The organism is Clostridium sp. CCUG 7971 (assembly GCF_017590215.1).
Lineage (GTDB): Bacteria > Bacillota > Clostridia > Peptostreptococcales > Peptostreptococcaceae > Faecalimicrobium.
Map to the genome: position 1 here is coordinate 15,537 of NZ_JAFFPK010000014.1, position 20,708 is coordinate 36,244.

14 protein-coding genes and 2 riboswitches are annotated in these 20,708 nt (G+C 28.1%); all 14 genes read left to right on the plus strand.

Annotated features, from left to right (window positions below; genetic code table 11):
* Window positions 1-65 precede the first annotated feature (65 nt).
* The 14 genes from JWF52_RS02430 to JWF52_RS02495 all read left to right on the plus strand — a co-directional run bounded on the left by JWF52_RS02430 (window position 66) and on the right by JWF52_RS02495 (window position 20,589).
* Window positions 66-1,637 (plus strand): YceG family protein, encoded by a 1,572-nt coding sequence (locus tag JWF52_RS02430; protein ID WP_208331757.1) that lies wholly within the window; start codon window positions 66-68, stop codon window positions 1,635-1,637.
* The gene (locus JWF52_RS02435; protein ID WP_208331758.1) at window positions 1,628-2,761 is read left to right on the plus strand and encodes a toxic anion resistance protein; all 1,134 of its coding nucleotides are present in this window, start codon (window positions 1,628-1,630) and stop codon (window positions 2,759-2,761) included. Before JWF52_RS02430 ends, JWF52_RS02435 begins: the two co-directional genes overlap by 10 nt.
* Before the next feature lie 60 nt (window positions 2,762-2,821).
* A complete protein-coding gene (locus JWF52_RS02440; RefSeq protein WP_208331759.1) occupies window positions 2,822-3,898 on the plus strand; it encodes an HpcH/HpaI aldolase/citrate lyase family protein in 1,077 nt (358 codons plus the stop codon).
* Entirely contained in the window at window positions 3,879-5,072 is a 1,194-nt protein-coding gene (locus JWF52_RS02445; RefSeq protein ID WP_208331760.1) for a phosphoribosyltransferase family protein, read from the plus strand. The genes JWF52_RS02440 and JWF52_RS02445 overlap by 20 nt, the downstream gene beginning before the upstream one ends.
* A gap of 141 nt (window positions 5,073-5,213) precedes the next feature.
* Window positions 5,214-6,302 carry a cysteine protease StiP family protein gene (locus JWF52_RS02450; RefSeq protein ID WP_208331761.1) on the plus strand — a complete coding sequence of 363 codons (1,089 nt, stop codon included), beginning with the start codon at window positions 5,214-5,216 and terminating at the stop codon, window positions 6,300-6,302.
* Window positions 6,303-7,100 carry an HAD hydrolase family protein gene (locus tag JWF52_RS02455; RefSeq protein ID WP_208331762.1) on the plus strand — a complete coding sequence of 266 codons (798 nt, stop codon included), beginning with the start codon at window positions 6,303-6,305 and terminating at the stop codon, window positions 7,098-7,100.
* A gap of 192 nt (window positions 7,101-7,292) precedes the next feature.
* Window positions 7,293-9,110, plus strand: a complete 1,818-nt coding sequence (locus JWF52_RS02460; RefSeq protein ID WP_208331763.1) for a sensor histidine kinase — start codon at window positions 7,293-7,295, stop codon at window positions 9,108-9,110.
* Window positions 9,111-9,114: 4 nt separating this feature from the next.
* Window positions 9,115-10,314 (plus strand): response regulator transcription factor, encoded by a 1,200-nt coding sequence (locus tag JWF52_RS02465; protein WP_208331764.1) that lies wholly within the window; start codon window positions 9,115-9,117, stop codon window positions 10,312-10,314.
* A gap of 118 nt (window positions 10,315-10,432) precedes the next feature.
* Window positions 10,433-11,809: a carbohydrate ABC transporter substrate-binding protein gene (locus JWF52_RS02470; RefSeq protein WP_208331765.1), complete on the plus strand. Its 1,377-nt coding sequence runs from the start codon at window positions 10,433-10,435 to the stop codon at window positions 11,807-11,809.
* Between the two features lie 191 nt (window positions 11,810-12,000).
* Window positions 12,001-14,160 (plus strand): 1,3-beta-galactosyl-N-acetylhexosamine phosphorylase, encoded by a 2,160-nt coding sequence (gene gnpA / locus JWF52_RS02475; RefSeq protein WP_208331766.1) that lies wholly within the window; start codon window positions 12,001-12,003, stop codon window positions 14,158-14,160.
* 121 nt (window positions 14,161-14,281) lie between these two features.
* Window positions 14,282-14,458: riboswitch (cobalamin riboswitch) on the plus strand.
* 210 nt (window positions 14,459-14,668) lie between these two features.
* Entirely contained in the window at window positions 14,669-15,352 is a 684-nt protein-coding gene (locus tag JWF52_RS02480; RefSeq protein WP_208331767.1) for a response regulator transcription factor, read from the plus strand.
* A 317-nt stretch (window positions 15,353-15,669) separates the two neighbouring features.
* Window positions 15,670-15,843, plus strand: a riboswitch (cobalamin riboswitch).
* Between the two features lie 235 nt (window positions 15,844-16,078).
* A complete protein-coding gene (locus JWF52_RS19595; RefSeq protein WP_208331768.1) occupies window positions 16,079-17,857 on the plus strand; it encodes a cell wall-binding repeat-containing protein in 1,779 nt (592 codons plus the stop codon).
* A gap of 32 nt (window positions 17,858-17,889) precedes the next feature.
* Window positions 17,890-18,648 (plus strand): DUF4430 domain-containing protein, encoded by a 759-nt coding sequence (locus JWF52_RS02490; RefSeq protein ID WP_208331769.1) that lies wholly within the window; start codon window positions 17,890-17,892, stop codon window positions 18,646-18,648.
* A 36-nt stretch (window positions 18,649-18,684) separates the two neighbouring features.
* Window positions 18,685-20,589, plus strand: a complete 1,905-nt coding sequence (locus JWF52_RS02495) for a prenyltransferase/squalene oxidase repeat-containing protein (RefSeq protein ID WP_208331770.1) — start codon at window positions 18,685-18,687, stop codon at window positions 20,587-20,589.
* Window positions 20,590-20,708: the final 119 nt, after the last annotated feature.

A 20,708-nucleotide genomic window follows, 5' to 3' on the forward strand; every position in this document is an offset into this window, starting at 1 on the left:
TCTCAAAATAGGAAATATTTTGAGGCATCCCTAAAAAATATATAGGGTTAAATTTGGGAGGATAAATGAGTGATTCAGTAGTATTTGAAAAAATATTCTCCAGCCAATCTGATAGAGGAAACTATACACCTTTAAAAGGATATACAAGTTACTTTATTGCTAATATTGGAGTAGTAAGTGAAGATTTATATAATTTAGAAATTTTTAAAGCAAATTCTTTTATAGATGAAAGAATGGATATTGTTTTATTTTCACAAAGTCTTGCTAATCCTAGTGATTTTGATATGATAAATCACTTTAAAAATAGCTTATCAAATTATAGGGGAAGTATCTTTGATCTAAATATAAGTATTGTAAATGATAAAGAAGTAAACAATAGAATAAAAAAAGCATTTGATTTTATTTTAAAAGAGGAAAATCATGAGTTTACCAATGATAGAATTAAGCAAAATTTTATTGTGAAAATTATGGCTTGGATAAAAATATATATAGGTAAGCTTAATATAAATAAATCTGAAGCTCCAAAAATTATTTTTTATGGAGAAATAAAAAAACATGAAATTTATCTATTACTAATATTAAATTTAGCTGGATTTGATGTTTTATATCTGAATCCTAATAGTGATAGTAATATAGATATCTTAAAAAAAGAAAAATATAATGTAGGGTTTATAAACAATACAATAATAGATAATATATTAAGTTTTGAAGAAAGAGTAGAACTTGGTGAAAAGGTTGAAAAATCGTCAATAAAAAAAGCCTTTACAATAGGAGCTGAAGCTTCTAAGAGAATAAGCGATGAGTTATTAAATGACTCTGGCTTTATAAAACCTTGGCAACTACAAGATAGGTCTATAAAGAATTTACTTCTGAGTTCTACGATTGATGAAATATCTATTTATTGGAAACAACCATTAAAGCTAAGACCGGGATTTAACTTTGATAAAAATATAGTCCAAGCACCAGTATTTTTTTCAAAAATTAATGGTGTCTATAATGATACAAAAGAATATACTAACTTTATTAATTTATTAAAAGGTTGTGATGAAGCATTTTTCATTGAGTATGATGGTAATATAAATAACTTCACAAAAGAATTTACCAAAGAAGCTTTTAGTTTATCTTTTGTACTTAACTCAGAAGGTAAAATAGATAAAAAAGCAATATTAGATGATAAAAATTATTCTATATCGACGCTAAATGTAAATCATCAAAATATGATTTTAGATAAAATTGAAGAAGTCATAATGAGTGAAATGTTTCTAGATGGGTTAAATCGAGAAGATAGAATAAAAGGTATGTACTCAGTTTTATATATGAATAGAAGATTTGTCCATATGATAAATAACTTTGATTATTCTCTTCTAAATCCTAAGCTAATTATTTATTTAGGAAAAAGCTTAGTTTTTGACAAAGAAATTGTGTTTTTAATGATGTTACTTAGTAAGATTGGTTTTGATATAGTTATACTTACTCCTGGTGGAGAAAACTGTATTGAAAATGTAATAAATAATCAGCTTGTAGATATACACAGACTTGATAAAATGGTTTACGACTTTAAATTATCTTCACTACAAGAAGATGAATCATTATTTAAGAAATTATTTTCAAAAAGGAGTGGATTTAAATGGGGATAAATATGAGTAGACTTTCTAAAGACAAAGATGTAGTAGAAGTTGTAGATGATAATTTACAGGCAAATGAAGATAGCTTTGATATAGTTGAATATACAAATAATAAAAAGATGGAACTTAGAAAAGATAAAGAAGTTGAGGCACTTACTTCTCTTATTGAAGTAGAAAACCCTGATACTATACTTCAATTTGGCCGTGCTGCATCTGAAGGTATTGCAAGAGTTTCAGATAGCTTACTTAATACTATTAAGATGAATAGAAATGAAGAAAACTCTAAAATGCTTGTCCAATTAACTAAAATTATGGATAAATTTGACTTAGATGATTTCCAAGAAGCTAAAGAACCTACTCTCATACAAAAAATATTTAAAAAAGCTAATAATGCTATAGAATTAATGTTCCAAAAATATGATACTCTTGGTGGAGAAGTTGAAAAAGTTCAAATAGAGCTTGAAAAGTATGAAAGAGATATCAATATATCTAACAAGCAAATAGGTGCCATGATAAGTGAAAACTTTGATTTTTACAATGAACTTCAAAAGTATATCGTAGCAGGTGAAATGGCCCTTGAGGAGATGGAAAATGAAATACTTCCACATTTTAAGAATAAGGCTGAGACTAGTACAGATCAGATGGATATGGTAGAATATCAAGATTTATTAAAAATCTATGATATGTTAAATCAAAGAGTATATGATTTAAAAATAGCAGAAAATATTGCTATACAAACAATACCAATGCTTAAAGGAATGCAACATAATAATTTTGGGCTAGTAAGAAAGATTAATAGTGCATTTGTAGTAACTCTTCCTGTATTTAAGCAATGCTTATCTCAAGCAATATTACTTAAAAAACAAGAATTACAAGCTAAATCTTTGAAGGCTCTTGATGATAAAACCAATGAACTTTTACTTAGAAATGCACAAAATGTGTCTACACAAAGTGCTCAAATAGCAAAAATGGCGGGTTCTAGTTCGGTTCAAATAGAAACATTAGAAAAAATGTACAATACTATAAAAACTGGAATAGATGAGACTATGAGAATAGAATCTACTAATAGAGATGCAATAAAGGATAATACAAAGAGATTAGAAAGTTTAAACACAGCTATAATTTATAATAAATAGTAATATAAAAGGGCTAATTTTATTAAGTTAGTCCTTTAATTTTACTATGGGGAGGACAAATTGAGATATTTTGATTATATAAATAAAAACGAAATAGATAAAATCTTTTTTAAAAAGCCTATTGAGTTTGACAATAACACTGAAGTTGACATATTAAAATACGCTCTAGGGGCTTTTTTATATGTTCCAGCTACACAGTATAACATGATTTACAAAAGTATTACAGGGCAAGTAAGAGGTGTAAGACCTTTAGCTATATGTCTTGAAGACGCTATTGGGATAAATGGGGAAAAAGAAGCTATATATAATCTTAAATTAATATTAGAAAACTTAAGTAGTAATAAAATAAGAGGATTCAAGACTACACCATTAATATTTATTAGAATAAGAAATGTTGAACAGTTAATTAAAATTAAGGATATTATTGTAGAAAATAAAGAAGTACTAACAGGTATATTAATTCCAAAGGCAAATGCAAACTTAGTTGAAGGTTGTATAGAAGTATTAGATTCAACTAATATTAAAAATCTATATGTAATTCCAATAATAGAAAGTAGGGAATTTATATGTAACGAAACAAAAGGAGAAAGTTTTAATAAATTATATAATACCCTTCTTAATCATAAAGAAAGAATTTTAAATATAAGGATAGGTGTAACCGATATACTTGGAATGTATAGTATAAGAAGAAGCAAGTATTTTTCTATATATGATAATTTAATTTGTTCATCATTTATAACAGATGTAATAAATTATTTAAATAGAGATGAACTAGATATCCCAATAAGCGGGGGAGTTTCTGAATTATTTGATATGGAAAATGAAGAAATAAAAAATAAATATTTAAAGGAAATATTATTAGATAAATTTCACGGACTTGTAGGAAAAACTGTTATACATCCAAATCAAATTCCACTAGTACAAGCTTTGTGTACCGTAAAGTATGAAGATTACATTGACGCTGAAACAATATTAAGTAGTGTAGGTGGAAAGTTTGGAGTTAACAAAGGTGCTTGTGGTGGAAGAATGAATGAAATAAATCCTCATTTATTATGGGCTAAAAAAATAATGATATTATCACAAATATATGGAGTATTAAATGAAGGGGTAGAATACGATGAGTTGTTTAAAATTTAATTGTGACATAAATATAACAGATAATCCACTAGACTTAAACATTGATGATTATTTAGAAATCGCTGTAAGAAATAATCCTAAAAGAAGGTTTTTATTTGTGTCTAAGGTATTAGGTAAGCATCTTGCTTGCAAGGCTGATGATATGGATAGTTTAGGTAGATTAATAGTAGAGGCTTATAAAAAGAAAAATATAAAGGGAAATAATGGAACAGTAATATCATTTGCTGAAACTGGAACAGCTATAGGTCATAGTGTATTTAATTACCTAGAGGGTGATTATGAGTTTATACATACAACAAGAGAAGTTGTTGATGGTTATAAAAGCTTAGAATTTTTAGAAGAGCATTCTCATGCAACAGACCATAACTTGTATTTTGAAAACCTAGAAACATTAAAAAATGGAGATGAAGTATTTTTAGTTGATGATGAAATAACTACAGCTAACACATGCGTAAATATTATTAGAAAGATACAAAGCATGTATCCTAAGAAAAGATATACAATATGTTCGATACTTAATTGGGTAGATAAAGTAAATATTGAAAAAATTAAAAGAGTTGAAGAAGAGTTAGATTGTAAGATTAAATTTGTTTACTTATTTAAAGGAAACTTTGATTTTACTATAGATAGTATTCCTGTTGTTAGCGATAGCGTAGAGCTTAAAAATATTAATAGAGAAATAAAAGTTAATTTTATTGATTTAAATATGGATGAATACATTAATGATAAGAAATATATTAAGCATACGGGGAGATTTGGTATAAACAAAAAAGACCAAGAAAAACTTATACAAGTCGTTAAGAGGGAAAGTGAAAAATTAAAAATAGAAAATAAAAATTCTGATGTACTGTATTTAGGTACTGAAGAATTTATGTATATACCAATGCTATTTGCAAAGGAAAGTAAGGATAGAGTGTTTTATCATTCTACTACTAGAAGTCCTATTATTGAGATAGAAAAAGATGGATATCCTATAAATTCTAAGTTTGAGATTGAAAGTTTTTATAATAAAGGGATAAAAAACTATGTTTATAATTTAGATAAAAAAAATTATTCAGAGTGTTTTTTATTTATTGAATCAAAGAAAGATGAAAGTGAGTTTAATGATATTATTAATATATTTAAACATACTACTATATGCACGTTAAATATAGTTAGTTGCTTTGCTGTATAAAATTTTTTAGTATGAAGATATTTTTATACGCTAGAATTGAGCAATAGGATGAGAGCTTGCAAAACAGACGTTGGCGATATAAATAATTCACCCACACGTGGCTAAAGTGAAGCGGATTTTTTATTTGGAGGAGATTTATAGTTGAAAAATTTTGGGACATATTCTAAAGATGATGTAGTGTTTTTATTAAAAGATATATCTTCATTAATAGTTGAAGAGGGAAATAAAGAGCGTGAGCTTAAGATTCAAAATGGAAGTCATTATTCAGAAATGATACCTATTGAGTATGAAGTAAGTGAAGAATATATGAAACTATATAAAGAAAAATTAGAAAGTAACAAAGAGGAATTAGCTTTTGCAATAGGTGTAATGTCTGAAAAGATTATTAAGAAAAACGGTAAAGATGTAGTTATAGTATCTCTTGCAAGAGCAGGTACTCCTATTGGAATACTTGCAAAGAGGTATTTAAAAGATAGATATAATTTAGATTTACAACACTATACTATTTCTATAATAAGAGATAAAGGGATTGATATTAATGCTATAAAGTATATAGTAAAGAACCATCCAACTTCTAAGTTACAGTTTGTTGATGGATGGACTGGTAAGGGTACTATATCAAAAGAATTGGATAAGGCATGTATAGAGTTAGAAAATATATTTAATAAAAAGTTTGACTCAACACTTGCAGTACTTGCAGACCCTGCCGGATATTCTTCTCTTTATGGTATTAGAGAGGACTTTTTAATACCTAGTGCTTGCTTAAATTCAACAGTGTCAGGATTAGTTAGTAGAACAGTTTTAAGAGATGACTTAATTGGTGAAGAAGATTTTCATGGTGCTAAGTTTTATGAACACTTAAGAGATTGTGACGAGTCTATAAATTATATAAATACAATAGAGGACTGTTTTAAGAGTCAATATGAAAAAATAGATAATAAACTTAAAAATTGGAAGGGTGACATTATAACTAAAGATGGCGATAATGATGTTTCAAGAATTAAGGAAAAATATGATGTTAAAGATATAAACTTTATAAAACCAGGGGTTGGAGAGACTACAAGAGTGTTACTTAGAAGAGTTCCAAATAAAATCTTAGTTAAAAATATTGATGATGAAAGTCTAAGACATATATTTATTTTGGCTAAAGAAAAGAATGTTGAAGTTGAAGAAATGGATTTAAAGGGATATAGTTGCTGTGGAATTATTAAGAATATGAGGGATATGTAGATGATAGTTTTTTCTGATTTAGATAGAAGTGTTATATATTCGAATAAGTTTTTAAATACTGATAGAAAATATGAAAATATTGAGATATACAATAATAAAGACATATCTTATATTTCACTTGATACTATAAAATATATAAAAAAGATTCAAGAAGACGGTTTATTTATACCAACTACTACTAGAACATTTGAGCAGTTTAAAAGGATAAACTTCTCTAGTAAAAATATTGAGTTTACCTGGGCAATAACCTCAAATGGAGGAACTATCCTAAGAGACAATAAAATATTTGATAAATGGAATAAAGAAGTTGATAAGATACTACAAAAAGCATGTCCTATTGAAAAAATGGTAAGTGATTTTGAGAAATACACAAGATTACCTGGAATCACTAATTTCAAGATTGCTGAGAAATTATTCTTTTATATAGTTGTTGACTACAATGAGTTTAAAGTTAGTATGATAGAAGAATATACTTCAACTTTGGGATCAAAAAACTGGACTTTTTATGTAAGTGGAAGAAAGATTTATTTTTTACCAAAGGATATATCTAAAGAAAATGCTATTGATTATTTAGTTAATTATTTGGAAATAGAAAAATTCTCTGTAATTGGAGATTCAACTATGGATTTAGGTATGTTAAATATAGGTCATATGTCTTATGTTCTTAGACATGGAGATCTGCTAAAATATAATATTGATAAAAACTTTATAATAAGTAAATATGAAGGTATGAGAGGCAGTGAAGAAGTACTTTCTAGTATAATTGAAAATTTCAATTTAGAAATAGCAAATGGTTAGATTTTAAAAGTAAAAAGAATAAAATGGCGTATTTAAAACATTAAAATTATTTTAAATACGCATTTTTTATTGCAATTACATTATATTGATTTTAGACCTGTAGAAAGCTTGTATATAATAGTGATATTATTTTATGGGAAGTGTGGCATCATAAATACACAATAATATATAATGTATTTAAGGGGGGAAGTTATGAAGGGAAAAATCACATCAGCAAAGGGAAATTTATCAAAATATTCAGTAAAAAGGTTAAGACAAACTACAATAAATAAAAGGCTTTTAATATCATTTCTAATAATATCTATAGTACCAGTGATTTTAATATTCTTAGTGGTAAATACAACATCAGTAAACTTAATCAAAAACAATATAATATCAAATGACAAAGTAACCTCGAAGTTAATAACAGATTCTATAACTAATTACATAAGTAAGTTTGACTCTATAACAAATGAAATTATATGGAGTTCTACATTATTAAATGATATGAAAGGATACAACAATCTTACTGTAAAAGAAAGAGATAGATTTAATAATGAACTATCTAAAATACTACGATCAAGAACTACATACATATCAGATATTGCTGATTTTACACTTTTAAATGAAGATTTTAATGTAGTATATAACGAAGGATTTAGTTATATAAAACATGAAACAAAATTAGATGAAATATCAAAGGCAATAAAAAGTAAAAATATAATAAACTGGACATCAGTAACAAATGCAGAAGGTAACTATATATCAATAACAAAGCCAATTAAAATAGGTAAAAAGACTTATGGGTATATATTTTTGGCCCTTAAGGAAAAGGTTATTTTAGAAATGTTTAAAGACTATAATATTAATTTTAATGGTGGAGGCGTTATAGTAGATGAAAATAATAATATTGTAGTTACAAACAATGAAGAATTAGTTATAAATAAAAGTGAAAATTTATACGAACAGGATTATTTACAATATATAGAAAAAAGAAATTTAGATAATATAGAAATAATAAAAGAAATCGATAATAATACAAGTATAGGCAAGATAAACGGTAAAAAATTTATAATAACTAGTAAAGGCATTAGTTATGCATCATGGGATTTATTGGGCATAATACCATACAGTTTTATATATTCAAGTTGTACTGATATTTACATAACCTATGCACTTGTAGCTATAGCTATGTTAGCATTATCTATTTTCATTGCAATAATTATACATAAATCTATAACAAAGCCTATAAATGAAATAGTTTATACAATGAATAATGTAGAGGAAAGTACAATAGGAGAAGAAATGATAATTAGTGGAAATGATGAGATATCATTTATAATGCAAAAATATAATGAAATGTCTAAAAAACTTAAAGTTCTTATACATACTGTTAAATTAAGAGAAAAAGAAAAAAGAGAAGTTACACTTCGTATGCTACAAGCTCAAATAAACCCTCATTTTCTATTTAATACATTAGGAAGCTTAAGATATGTAGCTATTATGAATAATGACAATACTGTAGGAAGTGGTCTTGAAGCATTAGCAAAACTACTAAGAAGTATAATACTTAATAAAGATGAATTTATAAGTGTAAATCAGGAAATAGAAAATGTAAAAAATTATATTACAATACAAAAGATTAGATATGGAGATTCATTTAATATCGAATATTTTATAGATGAAAGTATATTAGAAGAAAAAATACTTAAATTTATACTTCAACCAATAGTGGAAAATTGTATACTACACGGATTTGAAGAAGCTAATGATACTAATGATATAAAAATAAAATTATATGATGGTGGAGAATTTATACATTTTGAGATAATAGATAACGGAATAGGCATAGATGAAGAACGATTAGAAGAAGGAAACTTTAATATAGATAAGTTTGCAGGAATAGGGGTTAAAAATATAAAAGAGAGATTAAATTTATATTATGAAGGTGTTTACATTTTTGAAATTACATCTAAATATCAAAATGGAACTATAACTAAAATAGTTATTCCTAAAATAATAGGGGGATAAAATAATGAGGGTATTAATAGTTGAGGATGAATATATAACAAGAACATTTTTAAGCTCTATAATAAATTGGGAAGAAGAAGAAATGACTTTAGTAAGTTTAGCCAAAGACGGAATAGAAGCTCTTAACATTATAGAAAAAGAAAATATAGATATAGTAATTACAGATTTAAAAATGCCTAAAATGGATGGAAATGCTTTAATTAAGGAGTTAAAAAATAAGAAATTTAATGGAAAAATAATAGTACTTAGTAATTTTGATGATTTTAGTTCTGTAAAAGAAGCTATGAAAAATGGAGCTTTTGAGTATCTTTTAAAAGTAACTATAAATAAAGATGAGTTACTAGGAGTTTTAAATAAAGCTAGAGAAGAACTAAAGGAAAGTAATAAGCTTATAAAAGATAGTAATATTGTTGAAATATCTAGTGAAAAGCTTAAGATTGATGAATATTTAGAAAAGTACCTTAAAGGAGATAAAAGTGTAGAGTTAGAAAAAAGCTTAGAAAATAAATACTTAACTAATTATACATTTATATACCTTAGAGCTTTGAGTACAGATATTGAAAATGTAGAAAGAGAAAAAAAGCTAAATGCTTTTATATCAAATATAATAAGTTCTTGTGCTAATTATATAAACTCCAAATTTATATCATTAATAAATATAAAAAGAAATGAATATGTAGTTTTCATAAAGGCAAATAAAGAAAGTGATGATATAAATTTGCTAATATCAAATATAACAAGGAATGTAGCTCAATATTTAGATATGGAGTTTGAAAAAGTTATACATAAAAAATGTAGCAATATTGAAGAGTCGTTAAAATTAATAGAGGAACAAAGAGAAGAAGATGACTATAAAATAAATTCAAAAGTAGCTAAATGTAGAAGAGAAGTTAAAAAAATAGTTGAATATATAAATCATAATTTATCTAAGAAATTATCTCTAGAATTATTAGCAAAGCTTGTAAACATGAATGAATCATACTTAAGTAGAATATTTAAAGATGAATTAGATATGACTATATCTGATTATATAAAGCTTAAAAGACTAGAAAAAGCAAAAGAACTTTTAAAACAAAGCGATATGAGAGTAAAGGATGTAGCTATAAATGTTGGAATTCAAGATCAATTATACTTTAGTAGATTGTTTACTAAATTTTTTAATATAACACCTAGTGAGTATAGAGAAAAGTACAATAAATTGTAATAATTATCCATATTAATGTAAAAATTTTATATTTTGATATAAAATTAAATGATTTACAATTATATTAAGAAAACGATTTCAAATGAAGATTTCTTATAAAAAAGCTAGGAGGGGTATTATGAAGCATCCATTTAAAAAAATAGGATCATTATTAGCAGTTACAGTTATGGTTATGGGATCACTAGTTGGTTGTTCATCTACAGAGGGAGATAAAAAAGATGAAGGTGCTAAAGGAGAAGCAGCTTCAGGAAAAATTGAGGGGAAACTTGATGTAGCAGTATTTGAAGGGGGATTTGGTACGGCATTTTGGGAAGAAGCAGAAAAGAAATTTGAGGAAAAATATCCAGATGTTGATGTTGTATTAAATGCAAGTCCGAATATAGGAGATGTAATAAGACCACAAATAGCAAGTGGAAATTCTCCGGATTTTATATACCATAGTGCTCAAAATGCTCAAAGTGTTGCTAAAGCTTTAATAAAAGATAAAAACTTAGCTGATTTAACAGATGTATTTGAAAAACCTGCACCAGGAGAAGATAAGCCAATAAAAGATAAGATGATGGAAGGATTCTTAGATAAGCCATCTTGTGCTCCATATGAAGATGGAAAAGTTTACCTTGCACCACTTTATTATAATGTAACAGGTCTTTGGTATAATAAAGCATTATTTGAAGAAAAGGGATGGGAAGTTCCGAAAACTTGGGATCAATTCTTTGAATTAGGCAAAAAAGCTAAGGCTGAAGGTGTAGCTTTATTTACATACCAAGGTCAAAGCCCAGGATACTTAGAAGCAATAGTATGGCCAGCAATAGCATCATATGCTGGTGAAAGTGCAGTAGAAGATATATTTAATTTTAAAGAAGGTGCTTGGGATAAGCCAGAAGTTAAAGAGGCACTTGCTAATATAGAAAAAATAGGAAAAGATGGAGATTTATTAAAAGGAACAGTAGCTATGAACCATATTCAAGCTCAAACTGCTCACTTAAAAGGGGAAGCTTTATTCTGTCCTAATGGTAACTGGTATGAAGGTGAAATGAAAGATGCTATCCAAGAAGGATGGAAGTGGGGATTCATGGCACCACCAGCTGCTAAAGAAGGTTCAGATCAATTTGTATCTACAATGATAGAAGAAATGTATATACCAAAAAATTCTGATAACATAGAAACATCTAAAGAATTCATGAGATTCTTATACAGTGATGAAATGGTAGAAGCCAATGCTAAATTAAATCAAGCCGTAGTTCCAACTAAAGATGCTCTAAATATAGCGAAACAATATTTACCAGAATCAAACTACAATTGTTTAACAGTATTTGAAAGTGGAGTAAAGCCAATAGTTGAAGCTTGGAAAACTGTAGAAAATACTGAAATAAATATGAGAGAAGAAGTATTTGGTAAAGCAGGAGCTGTATTTAACGGAGAAGTAAGTGCACAAGGATGGGTTGATGGATTAAAGAAATCAAATGAAAAAGTAATAAGTGCAATGAGTAAATAATTCACTATAGAAAGTGAAATAAAAAAGGCTGCTTAGCTGCAGCCTTTTTTTATAAAATATAGATATATTTTGAATACATTAAACAATAATAATTTTTCTATTAAAGTTTATACAATTAATTTTACTTATGTAGATTTTAATAGGAAAATTAAAACTAATACATACTAATACAAAAATGGGGGGAAGGACAAATGGCAGGTAAGGGAAGAGTAACAATACCAACAGATGTAGGAATTGATGAATTAATGAAAGAAGTCATACAAAAGTGGGGAGCAGATGCAATTAGAGATTGTGATGGTACAAAATTATCAAGTGATTTACAAAGCTTAAATTTAAAAATGTACTCAACGTATCTACCAACAAGAAATGATCAAAAATGGGCAAAAGACCATTCAGACCAACTTCAACAATTATATATTGTAAGTGATTCACAAATAGCAACAGAATCAACACTTTCGATAGATATAATGAAAGGTTTTTATAAAGAACAATTTAAACCAAACACAAAAGATGATATTAAAACTTTATGGGAAGTTATAGATAGAACTACTGGTGAAAAATTAGACAGTGATAAGTGGGAATATAACTATGAGACTGAAAATGTGATAGTAAAAGAAGCTATACCTTTTCATGAATATACAGTAAGCTTTTTAGTTTACCAAATATGGGACCCAACTCAAATGTATAACCATATAACTAACAATTGGGGAGATAAGCCTCATGAAATGCCTTATGATGGAAGACATAAAGAAACATTTGAACATATGAAAAGTTATCTTAAATATTGGATAGAAGAAAATCCAGAAATAGATGTAGTAAGATTTACAACTTTCTTTTACCACTTTACATTAATATATAATGATATGGCAAAAGAAAAGTTTGTTGATTGGTTTGGGTATTCTTCATCTCTTAGTAAAGAGTGTTTAGATGAATTTGAAAAAGAAAAAGGATATAGACTTAGAGCTGAAGATATTATAGATGAAGGATACTACAATTCACCATTTAGAATACCTTCTAAAGAATATTTAGACTTTGTAGATTTCCAATCAAAGTTTGTAGCAACTCATGCTAAGGAATTTGTAGATATAGCACATGATGCTAAAAAAGAAGCTATGATGTTTTTAGGTGATAACTGGATAGGTACAGAGCCATATGGAAAATATTTTGAATCAATAGGTCTTGATGCAGTAGTAGGTTCAGTTGGTAATGGAACTACTATGAGAATGATATCAGATATTCCAGGTGTTAAATATACAGAAGGTAGATTTTTACCATACTTCTTCCCAGATGTATTTAGAGAAGGTGGAGACCCAGTAGGAGAAGCTAGAGAAAACTGGACTCAAGCAAGACGTGCAATACTTAGAAAGCCACTTGATAGAATAGGTTATGGTGGATATTTAGGATTAGCACTACAGTTTCCTGAATTTGTTGAAGAAGTAGAAAGAATATGTGAAGAATTTAGAACAATACATGATAATATAAAAGAAACATTAGCTCACACTGCACCATTTAAAGTAGCTATACTTAACTGTTTTGGAAAAATGAGAAGTTGGCAAACAAACCAAGTAGCTCACGCTCTTTGGTACAAAGAAATATATTCATACGTTGGGGTAATAGAGTGCTTAAGTGGAATGCCAGTAGATGTTGAATTTATAAACTTTGAAGATATAAGAGATGGAGTACCAAGTGATATTGGAGTAATAATAAATGCTGGAGATGCTATGACTGCTTGGAGTGGTGGAGAAAACTGGATAGATGAAGAAATAATAACTACTTTAAGAAAATGGGTATATGAAGGCGGAGGATTTATAGGAGTGGGTGAACCTACTGCTTATCAAAAGCAAGGCAAGTACTTCCAATTATTTGATGTACTTGGAGTAGATAGAGAATTAACTTATGGATTATCATATAGAAAGTATCATGAAGAAACTAAAAATCACTTTATAATAGATGAAATAAGTGATAAATTTAACTTTGGTGAAGGTAAAGAAGGAGTATTTAAAAAGAGAAATAGTGTAGAAATACTATCTATTCATAAAGGAGATATAGCTTTATCTACTAACACTTATGGAAAAGGTAGAGCAGTTTATATGTCAGGACTTCCGTATACTCCAGAAAACTGTAGATTACTTTTAAGAAGTATTTACTGGGCTAAAAATATGGAAGATAAGATGAAAGAATACTATGTAAGTAATATAAATACAGAGTGTGCAGCGTTTACTGAAGTTTCAAAAATGGCTGTTATAAATAACTCTTTTGAAACACAAATTACAGATGTATATGTAAAAGGAGAAGTAGTTGAAACTTTAACACTAAATCCTGGCGAACTTGTCTGGATGAATATTAAATAAATATATTAAGCTATAAAACTGTACAATAATAATTTGTGCAGTTTTTTTATTATATTTTATAGTAAAATGTTTATGCATGTTGAAAAAATACTAAAGGTAGTATAGTATTATATTATAGATAACAACTTAAAATATTGTAGGTGCTTTAATATAGCATAAAGGGAAAAAGGTCAAAGCCTTTGCAGCACCCGCTACTGTAATGTGGACGAACGTTTAAAACCACTGTAAGATTTTTATGGGAAGGTAAACTAGTAGGATGAAGCTAAGCCAGGATACCTGCCTATAATATCAAAGAAGTTCTTCGGGGATGGGGAATATTCTTATTATCAAATATGAGATAAATGCATTAATGATATAAAGAAAACTCAGCCAATATGGTTGAGTTTTTAAACTTTTATTAAATTAATTTAGGAGTAATTAATTTTATAAAATGTTTTATCCCCCAGATAAAAGAACTTCTTTATATATATAAAAAGTCAATTTTACAAAGTGGGGAGTGTGAAATAAAGTGTCAAATATATCAATTTTGATATGTGATGCTCAAGAGTCAGTGCATGACACAATGGGAAAATATTTAAAATTAGAGGGGATGAACTATGTATCTGCATATGATGGAGTAGAAGCATTATACAAAGCAAAGACGATTAAGCCTAATTTAATCTTATTAGACTTGATGATGCAAAATATGTCAGGTACTGATGTTTGCAGAGAGATTCGTAAAAATAGTAATGTACCAATTATTATACTTAGTGAGAAATCAGAAACTATAGATAGGATAATTGGTTTAGAATTAGGTGCAGATGATTATATTGCAAAGCCATTTTCAGAAAGAGAAGTTGTAACACGCATAAAGGCAGTGTTAAGGAGAACAGAAAATATAAAAAAAACAAGCAATTATATAAAATATAAAGATCTTGAAATTAATATAGATAGCTATGAGGTATACATAAAAGGAGAGTTAGTAAAAATTACACCAAAGGAAATAAAAATACTTCATATGCTTGTTTCTAATCCAGATAATATATTAAATAGAGAGCATATATTATCTGAAGTTTGGGGGTATGACTATCTTGGAGATACTAGAGTTGTAGATACTCAAATTAAAAGACTTAGGAAAAAGATTAAACAATATGATTTAAGTTGGAAAATTAAATCAATATATGGAGTTGGATATAAGCTTGCAACATCTTAATAAAAATATATCTGGAGATATCTATGTGATAAATAAATTAAAAAGAGAGCTATTTAATATATTAAATAGCTCTCTTTTTTCATTTATTTATATGAATTATAGCGGATACTAAGTCAGTTTTAGATAAATACTTTAGTATATTTTGTAATATTTTATAAAATGTACTATTTATGACACAATTACAACACAATTATGACACAATTAAAACAATTCACAGATATATAATAATAGTATAGAATAAATTTTTTAAGTAGGTTTACATAGATTAGCTAAATAAATTATAAGTTATTATTTCAATAAATTATTCAAAATAAAAAGTAAGTATAAATGGTAAAGGTGTAATTATTACTTAATAGGGAATTTGGTTAGATGCCAAAGCTGCCCCAGTAACTGTATTCGATGACGAATTAGCAATACCACTGTGAAAAACGGGAAGGTGCTAAAGAGGATGAATCGTAAGCCAGGAGACCTGCCTATACCAAATATATCTTTCTGGGGAGAGATTTTAGAAAATGTAGTATTTTGTTTATATACTACATTAGAATAGCCCTTTCTAGATAGATATTTGTAATAAATATCTATTTTTTTTATGAAATAGTTAAAAAATAGTAGCTATATGTTGATTAATAACTAGTAATTTAAAAGATTATTTAAAATAAGAGGAGGAGATAGTTCTATAAATTTAATTAGGGAAATAAAGCAATTAAATTAGAGGGGGAGAAGAAAGTGAGAAATAAGATAGCTAAAAAAATAACTACATTATTAATAACAATAGCTATATGTTTAGTAAGTATACCGATATCTTTTGCAGAGTCTCCGAAGGGATATGTGACTATATCTGTAGAGAAATTTACTTTAGGTCAAGGGTACATAAAAGATCCAGTTAAAGTACCATTTTATGAGGGGCAGAGTGTAGCACATTTAATAGATGAATTATTAGGTGGTAAAGACAATTACACAAATACTGGTAGTATAGGAGATACTTCAGGAACTGTAGAAACAGGATTTTATTTAGCAAGTGTAAAAGATGGTTTTGATGGATCTGAAAAAACAAATATACCTAAATACATACTAGAGGAAATAGAAAAGGATGGTAACAGTGTTGAATATGAAAGATTAGAACCAGGATTTTTAGGTGAATTTGATTATACCAATATGTCAGGGTGGATGTATTGTGTAAATAACTGGTTCCCAAACTATGGAAGTTCTGTATGTTGGCCTAAAGATGGGGATGTTATAAGATGGCAATTCACTACATATGGATATGGAATGGATATTGGTGCAAATGGATTTGGAGCAGGAAAACCATATGTTGATATAGCTAATAAAGACTTACTTACAAAAGAAGTAGCAGAAATAAACAGTTCATCAGATAAATCTAAAATTCTTTCAAATACTCAAGTTAAAAATGCATATGATAAGGCATATAAAGTTCTTGAAAAGGTAGATTCATCTCAAATAGAAGTAAATAATTCGTTAGAACAACTTAATGATGCTTTAAATGCAGATCCAGAACCACCGGTTACGCCAGAGCCACCAGTTACTCCAGACATAAAACCACCAGTAAGACCAAACCCACCAGAAGAGAAACCAGAGGTGAAGCCTGAGGAAGTAAAAGAAGAAAAAATAATTGGAAATACAAGATATGAAACAGCAGTTAAGGTATCAAAGAGTGGATGGGATAGTACCAATAATGTAGTAATAGTAAATGGAGATAAATTACCAGATGCACTAGCTGCTACACCATTTGCAAAACAAAAAGATGCACCTATTTTATTGACAAATACAGATAAATTAAATAAAGAAACAAAGTCAGAATTAGAAAGATTACAAGCTAAAAATGCTTTTATAATAGGTGGAGAAAGCGTTGTATCTAAAGCTGTCAAAAGCGAATTAGAAAAAATGGGAATAAAAGTAGATAGAATATCAGGAAGTACAAGATTTGAAACATCATTAGAAATAGCTAAGAAGATATCTAATGTATCTGAAATAGCAGTAGTAAATGGAGAAAAAGGACTTTCAGATGCAACTTCAATAGCAGCAGTAGCAGCTAATAAAAATATGCCAATAGTTCTTATGCCAAACAAAGGGACAAACATATATGATCAATTTATTAAAGATAATAATATACAAAAAACATATATAATAGGGCAAACGGGAGTTATATCAACTGAAATAGAAAGTAAACTACCAAATAGTGAAAGAATTGGTGGATTAGACAGAAATGAAACTAATGCTAAGATAATAGAGAAATTCTATACAAGTAGCAAATTAGACAATATGTTTGTATGTAAAAATGGAAGTGTTAAGCAAGATCAATTAATAGATGCATTATCAGTTGGTGTATTAGCTGCAAAAGAAAACTCACCAGTTGTTATTGTAGGAAATAGCTTAAGTGAGTATCAAAAAAATGTTCTAAAAAATAAAGAAGTTAAAAAAATGACACAAATTGGAGGCGGATGTGAAAAGGCATTTGAAGATATAAAAGGTTTATATAAGAAATAGGATATAGAAGATTAGATAAGGAGGAAAAAGTAGTGAAAAAGAAAAATATATTTTTAAAATCAGTACTTTCTATGGTGATTTCATTAAGTATATTCCTAGGAAGTATACCAATCTCTTTTGCACAAGAATCACAAATGAATAACGAACCTAAGGGACATGTAATTGTATCTGTTGAAAAATTTACCTTAGGGCTAGGGTACATAAAAGATCCAGTTAAAGTTCCTTTTTATGAAGGTGACAATAATGCAGACATACTAACGCGATTGTTGGGGTATGGAAATTATAAAAATATGGGAGATATTGAATCTTCATTTTATTTATCTAAAGTAAAAGATAATGATACAAGGACTCCTAATGTACCACAGTATATACTTGATAAATGTGGAGAAATAGGAGAAAGAGAAGAGGCAAACTGGTTAGGAGAATTTGATTATACATTTATGTCAGGATGGATGTATGTTGTAAATAATAGTTTCCCAAATGTTGGAGCATCTGGTTGTATTCCAAAAGACGGAGATGTAATAAGATGGCAATTTACTACTTATGGATATGGGGCTGACATCGGTGGAGATGGATTTGGAGCAGGAGAGCCTTTTGTTAAAATAGCAAACAAAGATAGCCTTACTAGAGAAGTAGCTGAAATAAATAGTGCACCTAATAAAGCTGAGTTGTTAGATAAAAAAGAAGTGAAAGATGCTTATGATAATGCATATAAAGTACTTGAAGTTGTAGATATAGCTCAAAGTAAAGTAGATGTAGCATTAAAAGAGCTTAAGGAGGCTTTAAAATAGACTGTATCGTTAAGATGAGACAAGGGGGATAATAAAGTGAAAAAGAAAAATAGACTTTTAAAAATAGTAATTTCTATGGTTCTTTCATTGAGTATATTCTTAGGGCATATACCAATGTCTTTTGCACAGATTTTACAAAGTAACATAGATGTGGTTTTACCTAGTGTATCTATTAAAGATGCCATAAATAAAACTGGAGAATATATGTATAAAAATACTCCAGATCCTAAGATAGGTACTATAGGCGGAGAATGGACAGTACTTTCACTAGCAAGAAGTGGATATAATGTGCCAAAAGAGTATTATGATAAATATTACGAAAATGTAGTCAATGAATTAACAGCAAAAAATGGTAATTTACACAGCGTAAAATATACAGAATACTCAAGAGTTATATTAGGATTAACATCTATAGGTAAAGATGTTACTAATGTTGGAGGATATAATCTTTTAGAAAAACTTGCAGACTTTAATAAAGTAATAAGACAAGGAATAAATGGACCAATATTTGCTCTTATAGCATTAGATACAAACAACTATGAAATACCAACTGTTGAGGGTGTTAAAAAACAAACTACAAGAGATAATCTTATTGAATATATATTAAATAAAGAAATAACTCAAGATGATGGAACAATAGGTGGATGGGCTCTTAGTGGAAATACACCAGATCCAGATATAACAGCTATGGCACTTCAATCATTAGCAAAATATAAAGACCAAGAAAAGGTAAAGCCTTATATAGATAGAGCACTTGATATATTATCTAATATCCAACTTGCAAATGGTGGATATGATAGTTGGGGAAGTCTAAACTCTGAGAGTATAGCACAAGTAATAGTAGCTCTTACTGCTCTTGGAATAGACCCTAAAACAGATTCTAGATTTATAAAAGGTGATGGAAACTGGGTAATACCTGCGATAATGGAATTTTACGTAGAAGGTGGAGGATTTAAACACACACTAGATGGAACTGTCAACGCAATGGCTACAGATCAAGGAGCATACGCACTTGTTGCATATGATAGATTTGTAGAAGGTAAAAACAGTCTTTATAATATGACAGATGCATTTAGTGAAATATCAAAAGTACTATATGTAGATAAAATAGATAAATCTGTAGAAAATACAGTAAATTACTATAAAGGATTAAATCATGTATTATCTTGGTGGGATATGTTAGCTCTTACATCAGCAGGAGAAGATATAATAAAATCATCATATAAGCTGCCTGAATGGACATCAAATATAATAACTACAAATACATCAGTAACAAGTGATGCAGGATACTTATTAGGATTAGTTTCAAGAGGAGAAAATCCAAATAGTTATACTGATAAAAAAGTAAACTTGAGCAAAATATTAGCAGACAAGCAAGATAAAAATGGAAACTTACCAGGAGGAGTGAATTCTCAAATTTGGGGGATGATAGCTCTAGAAGTAACTGATGAAGATTATGATAGAGAAAAAGCATTAGATTCATTAGTATCAAACCAATTAAATAATGGTGGATTTGCATTCTTTGGAAATCAGGCAGATCCAGATATGACAGGTATGGCATTAATATCACTATCATTTTTTAAAGGAAATGAAAAAGCAGATGCAAGTATAGAAAAAGCAGTAGAATGTTTAAATACTATACAAAAAGAAAATGGGACGTTTGAAGCATATAATAAAGAAAATTCAAATTCAACAGCAATGGCAATGACAGGGCTTATGAGTGTAGGAGAAAATTTAAATGAACCTAAATGGAGAAATATAGTAGATGCGCTTATGAAATTTCAGATACAAGAAGGAGTAGCATCTGGATCATATGAATATTTAATAGGACAAGGTTCAAACTTAATGGCTACACAACAATCTTTAATAGCGATGGGTGAAGTTAATTCAAATAAAAGTTTATGGCACGAATTAGATTCTATGTTTAAAGGTGATAAATAACTACCAAATAATTCATCAAATAGTTACTCTACATTTAAAGAAATAAAAGCATTATATTAAAATAAAAAGTATCTTTCTGGTGCTAAAATTAGTACCAGAAAGATAAATTTCTTTAATCT

What these genes read in the sequence shown, in the direction of transcription:
- JWF52_RS02430 (WP_208331757.1), top strand. Translation starts at nt 66, where the DNA reads ATGAGTGATTCAGTAGTATTTGAAAAAATATTCTCCAGCCAATCTGAT.
- gnpA (WP_208331766.1), top strand. Translation starts at nt 12,001, where the DNA reads ATGGCAGGTAAGGGAAGAGTAACAATACCAACAGATGTAGGAATTGAT.
- JWF52_RS02435 (WP_208331758.1), top strand. Translation starts at nt 1,628, where the DNA reads ATGGGGATAAATATGAGTAGACTTTCTAAAGACAAAGATGTAGTAGAA.
- JWF52_RS02460 (WP_208331763.1), top strand. Translation starts at nt 7,293, where the DNA reads ATGAAGGGAAAAATCACATCAGCAAAGGGAAATTTATCAAAATATTCA.
- JWF52_RS02465 (WP_208331764.1), top strand. Translation starts at nt 9,115, where the DNA reads ATGAGGGTATTAATAGTTGAGGATGAATATATAACAAGAACATTTTTA.
- JWF52_RS02470 (WP_208331765.1), top strand. Translation starts at nt 10,433, where the DNA reads ATGAAGCATCCATTTAAAAAAATAGGATCATTATTAGCAGTTACAGTT.
- JWF52_RS02455 (WP_208331762.1), top strand. Translation starts at nt 6,303, where the DNA reads ATGATAGTTTTTTCTGATTTAGATAGAAGTGTTATATATTCGAATAAG.
- JWF52_RS02445 (WP_208331760.1), top strand. Translation starts at nt 3,879, where the DNA reads ATGAGTTGTTTAAAATTTAATTGTGACATAAATATAACAGATAATCCA.